This is a genomic window from Pseudogulbenkiania sp. AW2-16, from assembly GCF_056824575.1.
Genome location: NZ_CP157668.1, coordinates 3107874 through 3127036 on the forward strand (window position 1 = coordinate 3107874; position 19163 = coordinate 3127036).

Here is a 19163-nt window from a genome sequence, read left to right on the forward strand (position 1 = left end):
GTGACCGCCTCGGCACACCGCGTCCGAGGTATGCAGGCCGCGGATGACCTCGATCAGCGGCATCACCGGCACCGGGTTCATGAAGTGCATGCCGATAACCTTGTCGGGGCGCTGGGTCGCCGCCGCGATGCGGGTGATCGAGATCGAAGAGGTGTTGCTGGCGAGCACGGCGTTGGGCTGAACGATGGCGTCGAGGCGGCGGAAGATGTCGAGCTTGAGCGCTTCATTCTCGGTGGCGGCCTCGATCACGCAATCGCACTGGGCCAGTTGCTCCAGGCTGGCGGCAGGCTTCAGGTGGCGCAGCGCCTCGTCGCGGGCGCCGGCGCTCAGCTTGTCCTTGGTCACCAGCCGGTCGAGCTGTCCGGCGATGGTGTCGATGCCGCGCGCGACGGCCTGCTCGGAAACGTCGTTGAGTAGCACCGTCATGCCGGCCATGGCGCAGACCTGGGCGATGCCGCGCCCCATTTGCCCTGCTCCAACCACGCCGATGGTCAAATTATTGTCTGTCATCTCGGTTCTCTCTCTTGTGTGAAGGTGTGCTTGTTATCAGGCGCAGACCGGCGCTTGCCGGAGGGCGAAGCGCTCCGGGCAAGACCTGGCTGCACGGCCGTTTACATGTTCGGGTAATTCGGCCCGCCGCCGCCTTCCGGCGTCACCCAGTTGATGTTCTGGGTCGGGTCCTTGATGTCGCAGGTCTTGCAGTGCACGCAGTTCTGCGCGTTGATCTGCAGACGCGGCGCCCCCTCCTCGCGGCCGACGATCTCGTACACCCCGGCCGGGCAGTAGCGCGTCTCGGGCGCGTCGTACTGCGCCAGATTGATCTTGATCGGGACGCTCGGGTCTTTCAGCTTGAGGTGCGCCGGCTGGTCTTCGCTGTGGTTGGTGTTGGAGATGAACACCGACGACAGCCGGTCGAAGGTCAGCACGCCGTCCGGCTTGGGGTAGGCGATCGGCGTGCACTCGTCCTTGGGCTTGAGGCATTCGTGGTCGGCGTGCTTATGGTGCAGCGTCCACGGTGCCTTGCCGCGGAACAGGTAGGTGTCCAGCGCCGAGTAGAGCATCGCCGGCCACAGCCCCCAGCGGAACGCCGGGCGGATGTTGCGCACGCGGCAGAGTTCGTCGTAGAGCCAGCTCTGCTTGAACTTGGCGGTGTACGCAGTGGCCTCGAGCGGCTGGCCTTCCTGGGCCGTGGCCAGCGCCTCGACGATCGCCTCGGCGGCCAGCATGGCGGATTTCATCGCGGTGTGGGTGCCCTTGATCTTGGGCACGTTGAGGAAGCCGGCGGTGTCGCCGATCAGCACCCCGCCCGGGAAGGTGAGCTTGGGAATGCTCTGCAGCCCGCCTTCGGAGATGGCGCGCGCGCCGTAGGACAGGCGCCGCCCGCCTTCGAACACGTCCTTGATCGCCGGGTGGGTCTTGAAGCGCTGGAATTCCTCGTACGGCGACAGGTAGGGGTTCTGGTAGTCCAGCCCCACCACGAAGCCGACCACCACCTGATTGTTTTCCAGGTGGTAGAGGAAGGAGCCGCCGTAGGTGGCGGTGTCCATCGGCCAGCCGGCGGTGTGGGTGATCTTGCCCGGCTGGTGCAGCTCGGGTTTCACCTCCCACAGTTCCTTGATGCCGATGCCGTAGGTTTGCGGGTCGGCGCCGTTGCGCAGCTTGAAACGCTCGAACAGGGTCTTGGTGAGCGAGCCGCGACAGCCTTCGGCGAACACGGTCTGCCGGGCCCACAGCTCGATGCCGGGCTCGCCGTCCTGGTCGCCGTTCTTGCCGGTGCCGACGTTGCCGGTGGCCACGCCCTTGACCGAGCCGTCCGGGTGGTAGAGCACTTCGGCGGCGGCGAAGCCGGGGTAGATTTCCACACCGAGTTCTTCGGCCTGCTGGCCGAGCCAGCGGCAGAAGTTGCCCAGGCTGATGATGTAGTTGCCCTCGTTGTGCATCTGCGGCGGGGTGGGCAGCTGGATCGACTCGGTCTCGGTGAGCAGCAGGAACTGGTCCTTCTGGGCCGGGGTGTTGAGCGGCGCGCCCTTGTCTTTCCAGTCGGGGATCAGTTCGTTCAGCGTGCGCGGTTCGAGCACCGCGCCGGAGAGGATGTGAGCGCCGATCTCGGAGCCCTTCTCCAGCAGACAGACGCTGATATCCTGGCCCTTGTCGGCCGCCAGCTGCTTGAGGCGGATCGCCGCGGAGAGCCCCGAAGGGCCGCCGCCGACGATCACCACGTCGTATTCCATGCTTTCGCGCGCGTTCATCCTCCCTCCTCAGAACGCGGACTCGTCGAGCGCCAGCGTGGAACGGGCGCCGTGCTGGACCACGTAGGCGTGCGTCATGGCGCGCGGCAGGATGTGCTCGGCGTAGAACAGCGCGGTGTCGATCTTGGCGCGGTAGAAGGCCACCGGTTCGCCGGCGGCGATGCGGGCCTGGGCGACTCCTGCTGCCCGCGTCATCTGCCAGCCGCCGCACACCGTGCCCAGCAGCATCAGGTAAGGGACGGCGCCGGCGAAGGCCAGCCGTGGGTCGACGGCGGCCGCATCGATCAGGTGGCGCGTGGCGCCTTCCAGTTCCTTGATCGCCACATGCTGCGCCGCAGCCAACTGGCGGAAAGCCTCGCCGTCCAGGGCGCCGACGCGCACGGTGTCGGCGCGCATCTCCTCGACCAGCGCCAGCAGCGTCTTGCCTTGTTCGCGCAAGGTCTTGCGGCCGAGCAGGTCGTTGGCCTGGATGCCGGTGGTGCCTTCGTAGATGGTGGTGATGCGGGCGTCGCGCAGGTGCTGGGCGGCGCCGGTTTCTTCGATGAAGCCCATGCCGCCATGGACCTGCACGCCGAGCGAGGTGACTTCCTGGGCGGTTTCGGTGCACCAGCCCTTCACCACCGGAGTGAGCAGTTCGACGCGCGACTGGTAGCGTGCGCGCTCGGCCGGGTCGGGGTGGCGCGCCGCCTGGTCCATGTAGGCCGCAGTGACGTAGGCCAGCGACCGCATCGCTTCGGTCTGCGATTTCATGGTCAGCAGCATGCGGCGCACGTCGGGGTGGCGGATGATGGCGCCAGCCGACTCGTGGCCCAGCGCCCTGCCCTGCACCCGCTCGCGGGCGTAGTCGCGTGCCTGCTGGTAGGCGCGTTCGGAAATCGCCACGCCTTCCAGGCCCACCGCCAGCCGCGCGTGGTTCATCATGGTGAACATGTATTCCAGGCCGCGGTTGGGCTCGCCCACCAGGTAGCCGATCGCGCCGGCGCTCTCGCCGAACGCCAGCACCGCGGTCGGGCTGCCATGGATGCCAAGCTTGTGCTCCAGCGACACGCACTGCACGTCGTTGCGCTCGCCGAGCGAGCCGTCGGCATTCAACAGGTACTTCGGCACCACGAACAGCGAGATGCCCTTCACCCCGGCCGGGGCGTCCGGCAGACGCGCCAGCACCAGGTGCACGATGTTGTCGGTGACATCGTGCTCGCCCCAGGTGATGAAGATCTTGCTGCCGAAGATACGGTAATGATCGTCTTCCGGCATGGCGCGGCTGCGCACCGCCGAGAGGTCGGAACCGGCCTGCGGCTCGGTCAGGTTCATGGTGCCGGTCCATTCGCCCGACACCAGTTTGGCGAGGTAGGCGTTCTGCTGTTCCGGGGTGCCATGATGGAGCAGCGCCTCGAGCGCGCCCTGCGTCAGCATCGGGCACAGCGAAAACGCCAGGCAGGCGGATTTCCACATCTCGGTCACCGGCTTGGCCAAGAGCTGCGGCAAGCCCTGCCCACCGAACTCTTCTGGCGACGAGATGCCGCTCCAGCCCGCCTCGACGAACTGGCGGTAGGCCTCGGCAAAGCCGGTGGGCACCACCACCTTGCCGTCGACGAGACGGCTGCCTTCGCGGTCGCCCACCACGTTGAGCGGCGCGATCACCTCGCCGGCGAAGCGGCCGGCTTCTTCCAGCACCGCCTCGGCGAGCTCGCCGCCCACCTCCTCCCAGCCCGGCAACGCGCCCACGTCGGCCAAGCCGGCCAGTTCCTGCATCACGAACAACATGTCCCGCACCGGGGCAACGTACTGACTCATTTCTCTATCCTCTTGCGAACCCGGGCCCGCACGTTGGCCGAAGGCGTCGGACAAGGCCGTGCCGCTGGCCTGCGTGCGGGGTCGGGTGGTGAACGGTCACTGGCCAAGCGCGGAGATCAACTCCGGCACGGCCTGGAAAAGGTCGGCGGTCAGGCCGTAATCGGCGACCTGGAAAATCGGCGCCTCCGGGTCCTTGTTGATCGCCACGATCACCTTGGAGCCCTTCATGCCGGCCAGATGCTGGATGGCACCGGAAATGCCGACCGCGATGTAGAGCTGCGGGGCGACGATCTTGCCGGTCTGTCCCACTTGGTAGTCGTTGGGCACGAAGCCCGAGTCGACCGCCGCACGCGATGCGCCGATCGCGGCGCCGAGCCGGTCGGCCAGCGCTTCCAGCAGCTTGAAGTTCTCGCCGCTTTGCAGGCCGCGCCCGCCGGACACCACGATCTTGGCTTCGGTGAGTTCCGGGCGGGAGGAATGGGTCAGCTCGCGTGCCAGCAGGCGCGACATGCCCAGGTCGGGGCCGGGGGCGATGGTTTCGATCGGCGCGGTGCCGCCCTGGCTGGTGGCCTCGAACGCGGTGGCGCGTACCGTGATCACCTTGATCGGGTCGTCGCAGCGCACCTTGGCGAGTACATTGCCGGCATAAATCGGCCGCACGAAGGTGTCCGGCGCCAGCACCTCGACGATGTCCGACACCTGGCCGACGTCGAGCTGCGCCGCCACGCGCGGCAGCACGTTCTTGCCGAAGGTGGTCGCCGGCGCCAGCACGTGGCTGTAGGACGGGGCAAGCGAGACGATCAGCGCCGCCAGGTTTTCGGCCAACCCTCCCTCGTAATGCCGCGCATCCGCCATCAGTACCTTGCCGACGCCGCGCAGACGGGCGGCCTGTTCGGCGGCGGCGGAACAGGCGCTGCCGGCCACCAGCACGTGGATCTCGACGCCGAGCTGGCGCGCCGCGGCAATGGTGTTGGCGGTCGCGCTCTTGAGCGAGCCGTTGTCGTGTTCAGCGATAATCAGGGCCGTCATTCAGATCACCTTTGCCTCGTTCTTCAATTTCGCCAACAGCTCGGCCACGTCGGCCACCCTCACCCCGGCGCTGCGCGCGGCCGGCTCGGCCAGGCCCAGCGTGGTCAGGCGCGGCCGGGTGTCGACGCCGAACTCGTCCAGCGCGACGACGTCGAGCGGCTTCTTCTTGGCTTTCATGATGTTGGGCAGCGTGGTGTAGCGCGGGCTGTTGAGGCGCAGGTCGGTGGTGACCACCGCCGGCAGCGTGACGGCGATGATTTCCAGGCCGCCGTCGATTTCCCGCGTCACGGTGGCGCCGTCGGCGCCGAGGTCGAGCCGGGAGGCGAAGGTCGCCTGCGGCCAGCCCAACAGGCCCGCCAGCATCTGCCCGGCCTGGTTGGCGTCGCCGTCGGTCGACTGCTTGCCGCAGATCACCAGCCGCGGCTGTTCGCGCGCCACCACCTCGCGCAGCAGCTTGGCCACCGCCAGCGGCTCCAGCACCGCCTCGGTGCGGATCAGCAGGGCACGGTCGGCACCCATCGCCAGCGCCGCGCGCAGCACGTCCTGGCAGGCGTCCGAACCGATCGAGACCGCGACGATCTCACTGGCCGCGCCGGCCTCTTTCAGACGGATCGCCTCCTCCACCGCGATCTCGTCGAACGGGTTCATCGACATCTTCGCGTTGTCGCTGTCAACGGCGCTGCCGTCGGCCTTGAGGCGGACCTTGACGTTGGCGTCGATGACCCGCTTCACGGGTACCACTATCTTCATTTCCTCACTCCGCAGCGTGGGCCGTCATTCGATGGCCGAGGACGATTTCATTTCCTGGCGCAGCAGGAATTTCTGGATCTTGCCGGTGGACGTTTTCGGAATCGGCCCGAACACCACCTGCTTGGGGGCCTTGAAGTGCGCCAGATGGGCGCGGCAGTAGTCGATGATTTCGCGCTCGGTGACAGTGGCACCGTCCTTCAGCTCGACAAAGGCGCAGGTCACCTCGCCCCACTTGGTGTCCGGCTTGGCTACCACGGCGGCGCTCATCACCGCCGGGTGGCGGTACAGCACGTCTTCCACCTCGAGCGAGGAAATGTTCTCGCCACCCGAGATGATGATGTCCTTGGAGCGGTCCTTGATCTTGACGTAGCCGTCCGGCTGCAGCACGGCCAGGTCACCGGTGTGGAACCAGCCGCCGGCAAAGGCTTCGGCGCTGGCGTCCGGGTTTTTCAGGTAGCCCTTCATCACCAGGTTGCCGCGGAACATGATCTCGCCCATGGTTTCGCCGTCGGCCGGTACCGGCTGCATGGTTTCCGGGTTCATCACCGTCATGCCTTCCTGCATCGAGTAGCGCACCCCCTGGCGACCGTTGCGCTCGGTGCGCTCCGCCAGCGTCATACCCTCCCATTCCGGCTGCTTGGCGCAGACCCCGGCCGGGCCGTAGGTTTCGGTGAGGCCGTAGACGTGGGTGATGTTGAAGCCCAGGCGTTGCATGCCTTCGATCACCGCGGCCGGCGGCGCCGCGCCGGCGACGAGGCAGCTCACCTCGTGCTCGATGTCTTTGCCGCACTCGTCGGCCACGTTGATCATCATGTTGTGCACGATCGGCGCTGCGCAGTAATGCGTCACGCGGTGCTGCTTGATCTGGGCGAAGATCTGGCGCGGGTCGACGCGGCGCAGGAACACGTTGGTGCCGGCGTTGGCGGCCATCGCCCAGGGGAAGCACCAGCCGTTGCAGTGGAACATCGGCAAGGTCCACAGGTACACCGCGTGGCGCGGCACGCCCCATTCGAACAGGTTGCACACGGCGTTGAGGTAGGCGCCGCGGTGGTGATAGACCACGCCCTTGGGGTTGCCGGTGGTGCCCGAGGTGTAGTTGAGGCTGATGGCGTCCCACTCGTCGCCGGGCAGCGACCAAGCGAATTCCGGGTCGCCCTCGCGGAGCAAGGCCTCATAGTCGGTCTCGCCCAGCAGGTCGCCGCCGCTGAAGAGATGATCGTCCACGTCGATCACCAGCGGCTTGGTGTCCAGCAACGCCAGCGCCTTGGCGACCGGCTCGCAGAATTCGCGGTCGGTGATCAGCACCTTGGCTTCGCCGTGGCGCAGCATGAAAGCGATCGATTCGGCGTCGAGACGGGTGTTGAGCGTGTTGAGCACGGCGCCGCACATCGGCACCCCGAAATGGCATTCGAACATCGCCGGGATGTTGGGCAGCATCACCGCCACGGTATCGCCGGCACCGACGCCGCGACGCTGCAGCGCCGAGGCCAGACGGCGGCAGCGCTGGTAGACCTCGCGCCAGGTCATGCGCCAGTCGCCGTGAATCGAGGCGATGCGTTCGGGGTAGACCGTGGCGCTGCGCTCCAGGAAGGTCAGCGGGGACAGCGGGACATAATTGGCCGGACCCTTGTCGAGGCCAATGCCGTACGGATTGGTAGAGTTCACTGCAACCTCCTCCTCTAATGCACATGTTGTAAGGTGCCGCGGCAGCGGGCCCTTGGAACCTGTTCAGGATTCGTGACAGATCATGAGCAGGTTTTGGCGGGCGGAACTGCCGTTCGCCTTGTTGCGGCAGGCGTTATCCCTATGGTGCAAGAGAAGGTTTAATGAACTTTTCGTGAAATGTACTGAATTGTAACGAGGGCCGGTGACGGGTCTGTCCTGCTCCGGGTCATGGCACAATAGGCCTACTGCCGTTGTTGGAATGGGATGGAATCGCCATGGATTCGGGGAAGCCGACACCTGTCTCGGACGAAGAAGGATTCAGCGCCGCGCTCGAGCGGCACGAGCTGCTGTACGCCGGGCTCGACCTGATCGACCAGGGCCTGACCGTGTTCGATGCCAATCTGCGCCTGGTGGCGTGGAACCAGGCCTTTCTCGACCTGCTCGAGTTCCCGGACGATCTCGCCCGCCTCGGCACCCCGTTCGAGGCCTTCATCCGCCATAACGCCGAACGCGGCGAATACGGCCCGGGCGATATCGAGCAGCAGGTCGCCGAGCGGGTCGAGGTGGCGCGCCAGTTCCTGCCGCACACCATGGAACGGGTGCGGCCGGACGGACAGGTCCTGAAGGTCCACGGCGTGCCGCTGCCCGGCAAGGGCTTCATCACGATCTACACCGACATCACCACCCAGCGCAATTACGAGCGCCTGATCGAGAACGAGAACGCCGAGCTCGACCGCCGCGTGCGCGAACGCACCGCCGAACTCGAAGGCGCCAACGCCGGCTTGCGCAAGGCCAAGGCCAACCTCGACTTGGTCGCCGCCGACCTGCGCCTGAGCGAGGCGCGGCTGCGCCTGATCACCGACACCGTGCCGGCCTTCATCGCCTACATCGACCGCCATCTGGTGTACCGCTTCGCCAACAAGGGCTACGCCGACTGGACCGGGCGCACCAAGGAAACCGTGATCGGCCAGACCGTGGAAACCGTCATGGGGGCCGAGCTGTTCCAGACCTTGCAGCCCCATCTGCGCAAGGCACAGGCTGGACAGCAGGTCGGTTACGAATACTCGCGGGTGCGAGCCGACGGCCGCACCGTCTACGCCCGCAGCACCCTGGTGCCCGAGATCGGCGCCGATGGCCAGGTGATGGGCTTCTTCTCCCTGTCGCTCGACATCACCGAGCAGGTGCAGGCGCAGAACGCCCTGTTGCGGGCGCAGAAGATGGAAGCGGTGGGCGAGCTGGCGGGCGGGCTGGCGCATGATTTCAACAACCTGCTCACCGTGGTGCTGGGCAACCTGGCGGCGCTGCAGGAAAAACATGCGCACGCCACCGCGCTGATGGAGTACGTCGACCCGGCGATCCAGGCGGCACGGCGCGGGGTCGAGGTGATCCGCCAGCTGCTGACCTTCTCGCGCCAGCAGCCGCTGGAGCCGCAGAGCATCGAAGTGGGCCGGCTGGTGCTCAACCTGACCCGGTTGCTGCGCAGCTCGCTGCCTTCCACCATCAGCATCACCACCCAGCTGCCGGAAGAACCGCTCTTTGCGTTTGCCGACCCGCATCAGCTGGAAAACGCCCTGCTCAACCTCGCCCTCAACGCGCGCGACGCCATGCCTGAGGGCGGGCGGCTGCGTATCGAGATCGCCCCGGAATCGATTCTGGCCATCGGCGTTGGCGAGCGCCCGCTGGCGCCGGGTGACTACGTGCGGATCACGGTGCGCGACAACGGCTGCGGCATGGACGGCGCCACCCTGGCGCGGGCCTTCGAGCCGTTTTTCACCACCAAGCGCTTCGATGGCGGCAGTGGCCTGGGGCTCAGCATGGTGTATGGTTTCGTCGAGCAGTCGCACGGCATGGTGCACATCGAAAGCACCATTGGCGCCGGCACCGCGGTGATTCTCTATCTGCCGGCGGGAAGCCCTGCGCCGGCAGGCGAGCGCTCGCCGGCCTGCCCCGCGATCTGCAGCGCCAGCGGCGAACTGGTGCTGCTGGTGGAGGATGAGGCGGAGGTGCGCAAGATCATCCGCATGCAACTGGTCGACCTGGGCTATGCCGTGCTGGAAGCCGACAACGGCGTCGAAGCGCTCGCCATGATCGAACAGGTGGAGGAGATCGCCTGCGTGGTCTCCGACGTGGTGATGCCGGGCGGCGTCAGCGGCTGGCAGCTCGCCGAACGGGCGCGCCGCCTGCGCCCCGGACTGCACGTGGTGCTGATCAGCGGTAATGCCCAGGACAGCGCGGCCGGGCTGGCCGCCGAGCTCGGCATCGACCCCTTGTACAAGCCGTTTTCCAAAGAACAACTCGCTTTGGCGATCCATCCAGGCCCATGATGAACCCAGTCAATACGCCGAACGAAGCGATGGCGGAGGCCCGCCACGAACTCATTTATGTCGTCGAGGACGAGCCGGAGATTTCCCGGCTGATCTGCCGCACCCTGCAGGACTACGGCTTCGACGCCCGCCACTTTGCCACCGGGCAGGACCTGCTCGGCGCCCTCAGGTCCATCCGGCCGAGCCTGTGCCTGGTCGACCTGGGCCTGCCGGACATCGACGGCATGGAGCTGGTCAGCCGTCTCTGGAAAACCCACGACTGTCCGGTGCTGATCCTGACCGGGCGCAGCCACGTGGCCGACCGCGTGGTGGGGCTGGAGACCGGCGCCGACGACTACATCGTGAAACCGTTCGAGCCGCGCGAGCTGATCGCCCGCATCCGCGTCATCCTGCGCCGCTACGCCCGGCAGGCCGAGGCGGAGCCGGTCGCGGCGCAGCGCCGGGCGCGGTTTGTCGGCTGGTGCTTCGATCTGGACTGCAACCAGCTCACCTCGCCGGCCGGGCAATCGGTCGAGCTGAGTGTTTCCGAAGCCCGGCTGCTGACGGCGCTGCTGCAACGGCCCAACCGCATCCTGACGCGAGAACAGCTCGCCGGCCGCTCCGATCTCGACCCGCTCGACCGCAGCATCGACGTGAGGGTGTCGCGGCTGCGCCAGAAACTGGAGCAAACCCCGGCGAGCCCCGCCCTAATCAAGACCATCTACGGCGCGGGCTACCTGTTTTCGGCCAACGTCGCTTGGGAGTAGCCCGCCGCCGGCTGGGTTGACGGCCAGCAAGCGGCGCCTGGCGCCGGCTCGGGATGCGTCGCCGCAGACGGCAGGCCCGGCCGTGCCGCTGTGACCTGCGTTTGCGTTCTTGACTCTTTCCGTTGATATGTCTAAATCTATCGACATGAAGTCAAACTATAGCCAGGCAATCCCTCCCCAGTGGTGCGCCATGTCCAAGGTGTTTGTCGCCTTGGGCGATGAGCACCGGCAACGCATCCTGTTGCTGTTCGAACCGGGTGACCGTTTGACCGTCGGTCAGATCGCCGACGCGTCCACCTTGTCGCGGCCGACCGTGTCCCACCACCTCAAGATCCTGCGCGAAGCGGGCGTGCTCCAGTCCGAAAAGCAGGGCAAGGAAGTGTATTGCTGGATCAACAAGGCTTTCCTCGAGGAGAGCCTGTCTGCCGTCCTCACCTACCTGCGCGAGGCCACTTGATGTCGTCACAGTTCGGTCTGCTCAAAGCGCGTCGTTTTGCGCCCTTCTTCGCCACGCAGTTTCTCGGGGCCTTCAACGACAACCTGTTCAAGAACGCCCTGGTCGTGCTGCTGACCTTCCAGACCAGCCAGTGGTCCACGCTCAAAGCCGAGGTGCTGGCCAATCTGGCGGCTGGCATTTTCATTCTGCCCTTCTTCCTGTTTTCGGCAACTGCAGGACAGCTGGCCGACAAGTACGACAAGGCGCGGCTGGCGCGGTGGGTCAAGGTGCTGGAGATGGTCATCATGGCGGTGGCCGCCACCGGGTTCTGGCTGCACAGCCTGGCGGTGTTGCTGTCGGCGCTGTTTCTCCTTGGCCTGCACTCGACGCTGTTCGGCCCAGTGAAATACGCCATCCTGCCGCAACATCTCGGCGAGACCGAACTGGTCGGCGGCAACGCGCTGGTCGAGGCCGGCACCTTTGTCGCCATCCTGATCGGCACCCTGGCCGGCGGCTTGCTGGTCGGGTCCGTCGCGCATCCGGCCTGGATTGCCGTCGGCGGATGGCTGGTGGCGCTACTGGGATTTCTCACCAGTTGGCGGATCCCGACGGCACCGGCGCCCTGCCCCGAGCTGAAGGTCAACCCCAACCCCTTGACCGAAACCTGGCGCAATATCGGCTTTGCCCGGCAGAGCCGCACCGTGTTTCTGTCCATCCTGGGTATTTCGTGGTTCTGGCTGTACGGCGCGCTCTACCTCGCGCAGTTTCCGGCCTACGCCAAGAATGTGCTCGGTGGCAACGAGTCGGTGGTCACGTTGCTCTTGGCCACCTTCACCATTGGCATCGGCGCGGGTTCCCTGCTGTGCGAACGCCTGTCCGGCAAACGCATCGAGATTGGCCTGGTACCTTTCGGCTCGGTCGGCCTGACCCTGTTCGGGGTCGATCTCGCCTTCGCTTCGCCTGCGGCGCTCGCCGGCGCGGCACCGCTCGGCATCGGGGCGCTGCTGAGCCAGCCGTGGGCGTGGCGGGTGCTGTTCGATCTCGTGATGCTGGGGATGTTCGGCGGCTTTTTCATCGTGCCGCTCTACGCCCTGGTGCAAATGCGCAGCGCGCCAGAGCACCGCGCACGCATCATCGCCGCCAACAACATCCTCAATGCCCTGTTCATGGTGGCGGGCGCCCTGGCCGCCGCTGGCATGCTGGGCGCCGGGCTGCCCATCCCTGCCCTGTTTGGCATCGCCGCACTCTGTAATGCGGCGGTGGCGATCTATATCTACGGGCTGGTGCCGGAGTTCATGCTGCGCTTCCTGGCGTGGCTGCTGATTCATGCCGCCTACCGGCTCGAGAAAAAGGGGCTGGAGCACATCCCCGCCGAGGGTCCCGCGCTGCTGGTCTGCAACCATGTCAGCTTCATCGATCCGGTCATCATCATGGGGGCCTCGCCGCGGCCGATCCGCTTCGTCATGGACCACCGCATCTTCAAGACACCGCTGCTCAACTACATCTTCCGGCATTCGCGCGCTATCCCCATCGCACCGGCCAAGGAAGATCCGGCCATGATGGAGCGGGCCTTTGCCGAGGTCGCCAAGGCGCTGGAAGCCGGGGATCTGGTGGGCATCTTCCCGGAAGGCCGCATTACCGATACCGGCGATCTTTACTCCTTCCGCCCGGGCGTTACCCGTATTCTGGAGGCCAACCCGGTGCCGGTGGTTCCGCTGGCCCTGCAGGGCTTGTGGGGAAGCTTCTTCTCCCGCATCGACGGCCAGGCGATGAAGACGCCGTTCCGCCGGGGCTTCTTCTCGAAGATCGCCTTGGTGGGGGCGCCGCCGGTTGCGCCGCAAGACGCCGCGCCGGATCGCCTGCAAACCTTGGTGGGCAAATTGCGCGGCGAGCGCCGCTAGGAGGCGACCATGGGATGGCTCGGGCTTCTGCTGTTTCTTGCTGCACTCGTCTTCTTGTCCCGACTCGGCAGGCGTAGCGGGGTCGAGCAACGCCTGCGATCGCTCGAAGAGCAGGTGCTCTGGCTGCAGCGCGAGGCCGAGCAGATGCGGCAGGAGCTGGCGGCACTGAAAGGCCAGGACGTCGACGCCGAGCCACCCCGGGCATCCACCCCGCTGCTAGAGACGGCAGAAGAAACCGCGCCAGCGCTCGATGATGAAGAAGCGGCGACGCCTCCAGAGCCAGTGGTCGAACCCGCCGCGGCCACGCCAGCCGCCGTGCCCGCCGAAACCGAGGCGACGGCGAAAACGACCGTGCCGCTCTGGCAGCGCCTGCTGGCCGGCAACCTGCTCGCCAAGATCGGCGTCGTGCTGCTGTTTTTTGGCGTCGCCTCGGCCTTGCGCCTAGCCGCCGATTACGGGCTGCTACCGGTGCCGTTGCGCCTCTTGCTGGGCACCGTCGCCGGTGGCGCGATGGTCGCCTTTGGCTGGAACCGCGTGCACCAGGGCGTGCGCACCCACTTCGGCATCGCCTTGCAGGGCGGCGGTTTTGCCATCCTTTACCTGATCGTCTATTTCATGCACGTGCGCTACGCCCTGTTCGGCGCCTCGCCCGCCTTCCTGCTGTTCGCCTTGCTGGGGGTCGTCTGCGTGTTGCTGGCGGTGGCCCAGGATGGGGTGGTGCTGGCGGCGTTCGGGCTGGCCGGTGCCTTTGCCGCCCCGGTCCTGGCCGCGACCGGCAGCAGCGATCCGGCCCCGCTGTTTGCCTATTTCGTTTTGCTCAACACCTTCATCGTCGGCGTCTCCTGGTTCAAGAACTGGCGGCTACTCAATATCACCGGCTTTTTGATGACGATCGGCGTCGGCATGGCCTGGGCCGTCGAGCATTACCGCGCCGACTATCATGGCGTGAGCCAGGCGTTCCTGCTGTTCTTCTGGGGGCTCTACTCGGCGACGCCCGTGCTGATGGCGCTGTTTCGCGCCCCGGGCTGGGCCGGATGGAGCGACAGCACGCTGGTCTTCGGCACGCCGCTGGTCGGCTTCGCGCTGCAGTCGCAGCTGGCTGCTGACCGCTACGAGCTGGCCTGGGCCGCGCTGGTGGCCGCGCTCTATTACCTGGCGTTGTGGGTGCTGCTCTTTCGCCGCCGCGACGAGGCTCTTCGCCTCTTGGAACGCTGCCAGCTGGGGTTGGGCGTCGCCTTCGGCACCCTGGTGGCGCCGCTGGCCTTTGGCGCCCAAGTGACGGCCGCCTTCTGGGCGGTGGAAGGCGTGGCGGTATTGTGGTTCGGCGTCGTGCAGCGGCGAAAGCTGGCGATGGCCTGTGGCGCCGGGCTGCAAGTGGCCGCTGCTGCGTATTTCCTGTATGGGTTGCCGCAGATGCTGACGGGCCTGCCGGTGATCAACGATATCTTCCTCGGCATGGTCCTGCTGGCCGGCACCGGTTTTGCCAGTGCCCGCCTGCTGCGGCGCGTCGACGAGCGCGTAGCGATACCGGCGCTGCTCTGGGCCTTTGCCTGGTGGGGTCTCGCCGGCTGGAGCGAGAGCGAGCGCCACTTGCCACTGCTGCAAAGCATTCCGGCAACCCTGACCTATATCGCCTTGTCACTGATCGCGCTGGAAGTTCTGGGGCGGCGCTTGGCCTGGAGCGCGCTCCGCCATCTCTCGTTGCTGTTGCTGCCGGTGCTGTGGCTCGCGGCGGGGTCGGCCTGGTTGCACGGTCAGCACATGCTGGCGGGCCTGATGGTGCTGGCCTTGCCGCTGTCGCTGGTCGGGTATTACTGGCTGCTGGCGAGGCAGCAGGCGGACGGGGTGGTGATGTGGCCGGCCGTGCGCCACGTGGGCGGCTTCTGGCTGGGCATGCTGCTGATATCCGGCGAACTGGCCTGGCTGGGCTTCCGTCTGGCACCTGGGGTCACCCTCTGGCCGGTGCTGGCCCTGGCGGTCGGGCCGCTGGGCGGGCTGTGGCTGGCGGTGGAGGGTTCCCGCCGTGCTTTGCCGCCGGTCTCGGCCGCACCACTCACCTATCGCGGCCCCGGCGCCCTACTGCCAGCGGCATGGCTGGGCGCGTGGCTGCTGTGGTCGGGATTGGCGCATGACGGCGGCGGTTCCGGCCTGCCCTACGTGCCGCTCCTCAACCCCTTCGACCTGGTGCAACTAGCCGTGCTGGCGACGCTTTACCGTTGGCTGCGCGGCTTCGAAGAAGCCCCCTGGCCAGACACACCGTTGCCGCATGCCAACCGGGTCGGCATCCTGGCGTTTGCCTGGATCAGCTGCCTGGCCGCGCGCATTGCCCATCACTGGGGTGGCATCCCCTTCCGGGTCGATGCCCTGTGGCATTCCACCTTGTTGCAGGCGATGTTGACCCTGCTGTGGACGCTGACCGCCATCGCCGCCATGATCCGCGCCGCCGGCATCGGCGTGCGGCGCCTGTGGCAGGCGGGATTTGCGTTACTGGCGGTCGTGGGGGCCAAACTCCTGTTCGTCGATCTGGCGGGCGCCGGCACCTTGCTGTGGACCGGGTCGTTGATCGGCGTGGCCCTGCTGGTCTTGGCGGCCAGCTACTTCGCCCCGGTTCCCCCGCCGAAAGAAGGATGAGCAGCGCCTACCGCGCACATGGCGGACTGGCCGGTGTACCGGTCGGCGGCGATTAGCGTTCGTGTGGTTCCGTCGCCGAGCGCATCAGGGTCTCGACGGCGCTGTGCTGCAGCTTGCGGCGATTGGCGATGGCGTAGTAATGCTCGTACACACCCGTCACCTCCCCCACCACCTCAACCTCGAACTGGCGCGTGATGTCGTCGACCTGGAACGACGGCGCAGGAAACAGCCCGACGCCCTGCCGGCCAAAGGTCTTGAGCAAGGCGCCGTCCTCGAATTCGCCGACGATGTCGACCTTGATGTTTTGCTCTTCGAACCATTGTTCGAGCTGGCTGCGCAGCACGTTGTCGCGCGTCGGCAGCAGCATCGGCGCGCGTGACAGGCTGTGCGGGAAGTCCTCGCGGTACTGGCTACACAGCTTGGCGGTGCCGAAGATCATCACCGGGCAGCGCGCCATCAGGGTGGACACGAAGGGCTGCTGGCCACCGGCGGGCACCGGTCGATCGGCCAGCACCACGTCCAGCCGATGCAGTGCCAGTTCGGCGAGCAATTCGTCGAACGCCCCTTCGGTACAGACCAGCCGTACCCGCTGCTCGCCGCCCAGCACCGGTTCCAGCAGGCGGTAGGACACGGTTTTGGGCAGCACGTCGGTGATGCCGGCCGCGAGCCGTACCGTCGACCCCAAAGTGTCGTCCTCCAGCGTTTCTTGCAGCGACTCTCCCAGCATGAAGATCTGATCGGCGAATTGCAGAGCCACGCGCCCCGCCTCGGTCAGCACCAGGTTGCGCCCCTGCTGGGTGAACAGAGCCTTGCCGAGGGCGTGCTCCAGCTTCGAAACCTGGCCGCTGACGGTTTGCGCGCTCATGCCGAGCCGTTCCGCCGCCCGGTTCACTCCGCCCTCGCGCGCCACGGCCCAGAAGTAATGCAGGTGCTTGTAGTTGAGGATTTCTTTCATAATTGTTCGAATAAACCGTAGTGTTTATGTGATTTTATTCGATTTTATCTTTGAATGTCAGGGGCTATGCTGTCAGCACAATTCAACAACCCCCGGATAACCATCATGAAACGAGTTCTGCTGCTCATTGTGACCAACCTTGCCGTGATGCTGGTGCTCAGCGTCGCGGCACAGCTTCTGGGCGTTAACCGCTTTCTTACCGCCAACGGCCTGAACCTCGGCATGCTGCTGGCGTTCTCCGCGCTGATGGGCTTTGGCGGCTCCTTCATTTCGCTCCTGATGTCGAAGACCATCGCCAAGTGGAGCACCGGCGCCCGCGTCATCGACAACCCGTCCCACCCCACCGAGCGCTGGCTGGTGGATACCGTGCAGAAACTGGCCACGCGCGCCGGCCTGCCGATGCCGGAAGTGGCAGTGTATGAAGGCGAGCCCAATGCCTTCGCCACCGGCGCCAGCAAATCGAATTCGCTGGTGGCGGTTTCGACTGGCCTGCTCGCCTCGATGAGGGAGGAGGAGGTCGAGGCGGTGTTGGCGCACGAAATCGCCCACATCAAGAACGGTGACATGGTCACCCTGACGCTGATCCAGGGCGTGGTGAACACCTTCGTGTTCTTCCTGGCCCGCGTGGTGGGCTACTTGGTCGACAGCTTCCTGCGCCGCAACGACGAGGAGGAGGCGTCGTCCGGCCCCGGCATCGGCTACATGGTGACCGTGATCGCCTGCGAGATCGTGTTCGGTATCCTGGCCTCGGCCATCGTCATGTACTTCTCGCGCCAGCGCGAATTCCGCGCCGACGCCGGTGCGGCCCAGCTGATGGGCTCGCGCCAGCCGATGATCGCGGCCTTGTATCGCCTGGGGGGCATGGATGCCGGCGGCCTACCGCAAGGCATGGCGGCGTCGGGTATCGCCGGCGGCAAGGGTGGGCTGATGGCACTGTTCGCCAGTCACCCCAGCATCGAAGAACGCGTGAGCGCGCTGCAGGCCCGTTCGTAACAACCAAGGAATGTTCATGGATTGGATTTTCATCTCCGTCATCGGCTACCCGCTGTGGGTATGGCTGATGTTCATGACGCTGGTGGTGGTGCTGCTGGTCTTCGACCTGGGCGTACTGCACAAGGACCAGCACGAGATCGGCGTGAAGGAGAGCCTGAAGCTGTCGGCCTTCTACATCGCCATGGGGCTGGCCTTCGGCGGCTGGATCTGGTGGTACAAGGGCGCGGACGCCGGCATGCAGTACTTCACCGGCTATGTGATCGAGAAATCGCTGTCGATGGACAACATCTTCGTGATGTCGCTGATCTTCACCAGCCTTGCCGTGCCGCGCATCTACCAGCACCGCGTGTTGTTCTGGGGCATCCTGGGCGTGATCGTGCTGCGCGCGGTGATGATTGGCCTGGGGGCGGCGCTGGTGGCCGAGTTCCAGTGGATGCTGGTGCTGTTCGGCCTGTTCCTGGTGGCGACCGGGGTCAAGATGCTGTTCGCCGATGACGAGCATCCGTCCTTGGAAAAGAACCGCATGTATCGCTGGCTGAAGGGCCACATGCGCCTGACCCCGACGTTGCACGAACAGCATTTCTGGGTGCGTGGCGAACGTCACGGCCTGGCGCGCGGCTGGTGGGCGACGCCGTTGCTGCTGGCGTTGATCATGGTGGAATCGGCCGACGTGGTGTTTGCGGTGGACAGCATCCCGGCGATCTTCGCCATCACCCAGGACCCGTTCATCGTCTATACCTCGAACATCTTCGCGGTGCTGGGTCTGCGTGCCCTGTACTTCGCGCTGGCGGCGATGGTGCATCGCTTCCACTACCTGAAGTACGCGCTGTCGCTGGTGCTGGTCTTCATCGGCAGCAAGGTGGGGCTGGTCTATCTGCACGATATCGGGCTGACCAGCGTGAAGATTCCGACCGGCTTGTCGCTGCTGGTGACGTTCGGGCTGTTGCTCTCCGGGGTGCTGTTCTCGCTCTACAAAACCCGCAACGACGCGACCCCGAGCGTCTAAGCTGGTGCCGCTGACGGCTTCGCAAGGGGCCGTCAGCCGTCAAGGGGGTGGCAGCGCAGGGGAACCTTGAAGACATGCCCGGGTCACAAAAGACCCTGGCAACACAATGCCAGCCATTCCGAATAAGGAGGTTTGTATGAATACCAAGACTACTCTGATGTCGCTGTGCGTAGCGTTGACGCTCTCGACTGCCCAAGCAGCCTTGGCGGCAAATGGCCACTCCGGCGGCCATTCCGGGGATCACTCGGGCAATAATGCTGGCGGCGTCTCCGCTGATCACATGAGTGACAGTGCCGTGAGCAATTCCAACGCCCAGTTCATGTCGACGTCCACCCGTGGCTTGGTTCGTGCTCAGCAACGCATGAGCGTCAATGGCCAGGAGAATGAGAAGACCAACCTCAAGACCGAGACGGAAACCGAAACCGAAACGGAGTCGGCTACCCAGCGCTGACGCCTGTCTCCGCAGTTTTTCTGAATCGATAACGGAGGGTCGCCATCAGGCTCCCTCCGTTTTGCTTTGGCAAGCATGTTACGAGATCAGGGGGCCGAGTCCAGGGTGTTCGGCAGCGCGCGGAATTCGCCGATGTGGCCAGCGATGTGCTGGACGTGCTGGCGGTCAGACGGGGGCATGGCGTAGCTCTGGGTGTGGGTGGTCGTCTGAGAGCGTGTGAATAAATCGGCTGC

The 19163-nt window shown here is 65.8% G+C and carries 14 protein-coding genes and 1 pseudogene; 8 read left to right on the plus strand and 7 right to left on the minus strand.

Translation table 11 applies throughout. The annotated features are described in order from the left end of the window. Nucleotides 1–69: 69 nt before the first annotated feature. From ABKF58_RS15205 to ABKF58_RS15230, 6 genes and pseudogenes are all read right to left on the minus strand, one after another. Nucleotides 70–510, minus strand: a pseudogene (locus ABKF58_RS15205) (3-hydroxyacyl-CoA dehydrogenase NAD-binding domain-containing protein); the annotation flags it as partial. A 101-nt stretch (nt 511–611) separates the two neighbouring features. Continuing rightward, nucleotides 612–2249, minus strand: a complete 1638-nt coding sequence (locus ABKF58_RS15210; RefSeq protein WP_482581694.1) for an electron transfer flavoprotein-ubiquinone oxidoreductase — start codon at nt 2247–2249, stop codon at nt 612–614. Between the two features lie 9 nt (nt 2250–2258). Further along, nucleotides 2259–4043 (minus strand): acyl-CoA dehydrogenase, encoded by a 1785-nt coding sequence (locus ABKF58_RS15215; protein ID WP_482581696.1) that lies wholly within the window; start codon nt 4041–4043, stop codon nt 2259–2261. A gap of 96 nt (nt 4044–4139) precedes the next feature. Beyond that, nucleotides 4140–5072, minus strand: a complete 933-nt coding sequence (locus tag ABKF58_RS15220; protein WP_482581698.1) for an electron transfer flavoprotein subunit alpha/FixB family protein — start codon at nt 5070–5072, stop codon at nt 4140–4142. Continuing rightward, a complete protein-coding gene (locus ABKF58_RS15225) occupies nt 5073–5822 on the minus strand; it encodes an electron transfer flavoprotein subunit beta/FixA family protein (protein ID WP_014087254.1) in 750 nt (249 codons plus the stop codon). It abuts the gene before it with no gap. 24 nt (nt 5823–5846) lie between these two features. Further along, complete coding sequence (locus ABKF58_RS15230; RefSeq protein ID WP_482581700.1) at nt 5847–7487, minus strand: acyl-CoA synthetase; 1641 nt, start codon at nt 7485–7487, stop codon at nt 5847–5849. A 275-nt stretch (nt 7488–7762) separates the two neighbouring features. On the opposite strand from ABKF58_RS15230, the gene ABKF58_RS15235 reads away from it, so the two are divergent. The 5 genes from ABKF58_RS15235 to ABKF58_RS15255 all read left to right on the plus strand — a co-directional run bounded on the left by ABKF58_RS15235 (nt 7763) and on the right by ABKF58_RS15255 (nt 15525). Next, complete coding sequence (locus tag ABKF58_RS15235) at nt 7763–9811, plus strand: PAS-domain containing protein (RefSeq protein ID WP_482581701.1); 2049 nt, start codon at nt 7763–7765, stop codon at nt 9809–9811. Next, nucleotides 9808–10557: a response regulator transcription factor gene (locus ABKF58_RS15240; RefSeq protein WP_482581703.1), complete on the plus strand. Its 750-nt coding sequence runs from the start codon at nt 9808–9810 to the stop codon at nt 10555–10557. The genes ABKF58_RS15235 and ABKF58_RS15240 overlap by 4 nt, the downstream gene beginning before the upstream one ends. A 190-nt stretch (nt 10558–10747) precedes the next feature. Then, the gene (locus ABKF58_RS15245; protein ID WP_232503446.1) at nt 10748–11014 is read left to right on the plus strand and encodes an ArsR/SmtB family transcription factor; all 267 of its coding nucleotides are present in this window, start codon (nt 10748–10750) and stop codon (nt 11012–11014) included. Continuing rightward, nucleotides 11014–12894, plus strand: coding sequence for an MFS transporter (locus ABKF58_RS15250; RefSeq protein WP_482581705.1), 1881 nt, complete (start codon nt 11014–11016; stop codon nt 12892–12894). The genes ABKF58_RS15245 and ABKF58_RS15250 overlap by 1 nt, the downstream gene beginning before the upstream one ends. A gap of 9 nt (nt 12895–12903) precedes the next feature. After that, complete coding sequence (locus ABKF58_RS15255) at nt 12904–15525, plus strand: DUF2339 domain-containing protein (protein WP_482581706.1); 2622 nt, start codon at nt 12904–12906, stop codon at nt 15523–15525. A 52-nt stretch (nt 15526–15577) separates the two neighbouring features. On the opposite strand, the gene nhaR is transcribed toward ABKF58_RS15255, so the two are convergent. Further along, complete coding sequence (gene nhaR, locus ABKF58_RS15260; protein ID WP_008954239.1) at nt 15578–16480, minus strand: transcriptional activator NhaR; 903 nt, start codon at nt 16478–16480, stop codon at nt 15578–15580. 105 nt (nt 16481–16585) lie between these two features. Between nhaR and htpX the strand changes: the two genes are divergently transcribed. The 3 genes from htpX to ABKF58_RS15275 all read left to right on the plus strand — a co-directional run bounded on the left by htpX (nt 16586) and on the right by ABKF58_RS15275 (nt 18930). Next, a complete protein-coding gene (gene htpX / locus ABKF58_RS15265) occupies nt 16586–17473 on the plus strand; it encodes a protease HtpX (RefSeq protein ID WP_482581708.1) in 888 nt (295 codons plus the stop codon). 16 nt (nt 17474–17489) lie between these two features. Next, nucleotides 17490–18479 (plus strand): TerC family protein, encoded by a 990-nt coding sequence (locus ABKF58_RS15270; protein WP_482581710.1) that lies wholly within the window; start codon nt 17490–17492, stop codon nt 18477–18479. A gap of 136 nt (nt 18480–18615) precedes the next feature. Next, nucleotides 18616–18930: a hypothetical protein gene (locus ABKF58_RS15275; protein ID WP_008954236.1), complete on the plus strand. Its 315-nt coding sequence runs from the start codon at nt 18616–18618 to the stop codon at nt 18928–18930. Nucleotides 18931–19163: the final 233 nt, after the last annotated feature.

Excerpts from the sequence above, each read along its gene's own strand:
- ABKF58_RS15235 (WP_482581701.1), top strand. The coding sequence starts at position 7,763 with ATGGATTCGGGGAAGCCGACACCTGTCTCGGACGAAGAAGGATTCAGC.
- ABKF58_RS15255 (WP_482581706.1), top strand. The coding sequence starts at position 12,904 with ATGGGATGGCTCGGGCTTCTGCTGTTTCTTGCTGCACTCGTCTTCTTG.
- ABKF58_RS15275 (WP_008954236.1), top strand. The coding sequence starts at position 18,616 with ATGAATACCAAGACTACTCTGATGTCGCTGTGCGTAGCGTTGACGCTC.
- ABKF58_RS15215 (WP_482581696.1), bottom strand. The coding sequence starts at position 4,043 with ATGAGTCAGTACGTTGCCCCGGTGCGGGACATGTTGTTCGTGATGCAG.
- ABKF58_RS15210 (WP_482581694.1), bottom strand. The coding sequence starts at position 2,249 with ATGAACGCGCGCGAAAGCATGGAATACGACGTGGTGATCGTCGGCGGC.
- nhaR (WP_008954239.1), bottom strand. The coding sequence starts at position 16,480 with ATGAAAGAAATCCTCAACTACAAGCACCTGCATTACTTCTGGGCCGTG.
- ABKF58_RS15220 (WP_482581698.1), bottom strand. The coding sequence starts at position 5,072 with ATGACGGCCCTGATTATCGCTGAACACGACAACGGCTCGCTCAAGAGC.
- ABKF58_RS15225 (WP_014087254.1), bottom strand. The coding sequence starts at position 5,822 with ATGAAGATAGTGGTACCCGTGAAGCGGGTCATCGACGCCAACGTCAAG.
- ABKF58_RS15270 (WP_482581710.1), top strand. The coding sequence starts at position 17,490 with ATGGATTGGATTTTCATCTCCGTCATCGGCTACCCGCTGTGGGTATGG.
- htpX (WP_482581708.1), top strand. The coding sequence starts at position 16,586 with ATGAAACGAGTTCTGCTGCTCATTGTGACCAACCTTGCCGTGATGCTG.
- ABKF58_RS15240 (WP_482581703.1), top strand. The coding sequence starts at position 9,808 with ATGATGAACCCAGTCAATACGCCGAACGAAGCGATGGCGGAGGCCCGC.
- ABKF58_RS15245 (WP_232503446.1), top strand. The coding sequence starts at position 10,748 with ATGTCCAAGGTGTTTGTCGCCTTGGGCGATGAGCACCGGCAACGCATC.
- ABKF58_RS15250 (WP_482581705.1), top strand. The coding sequence starts at position 11,014 with ATGTCGTCACAGTTCGGTCTGCTCAAAGCGCGTCGTTTTGCGCCCTTC.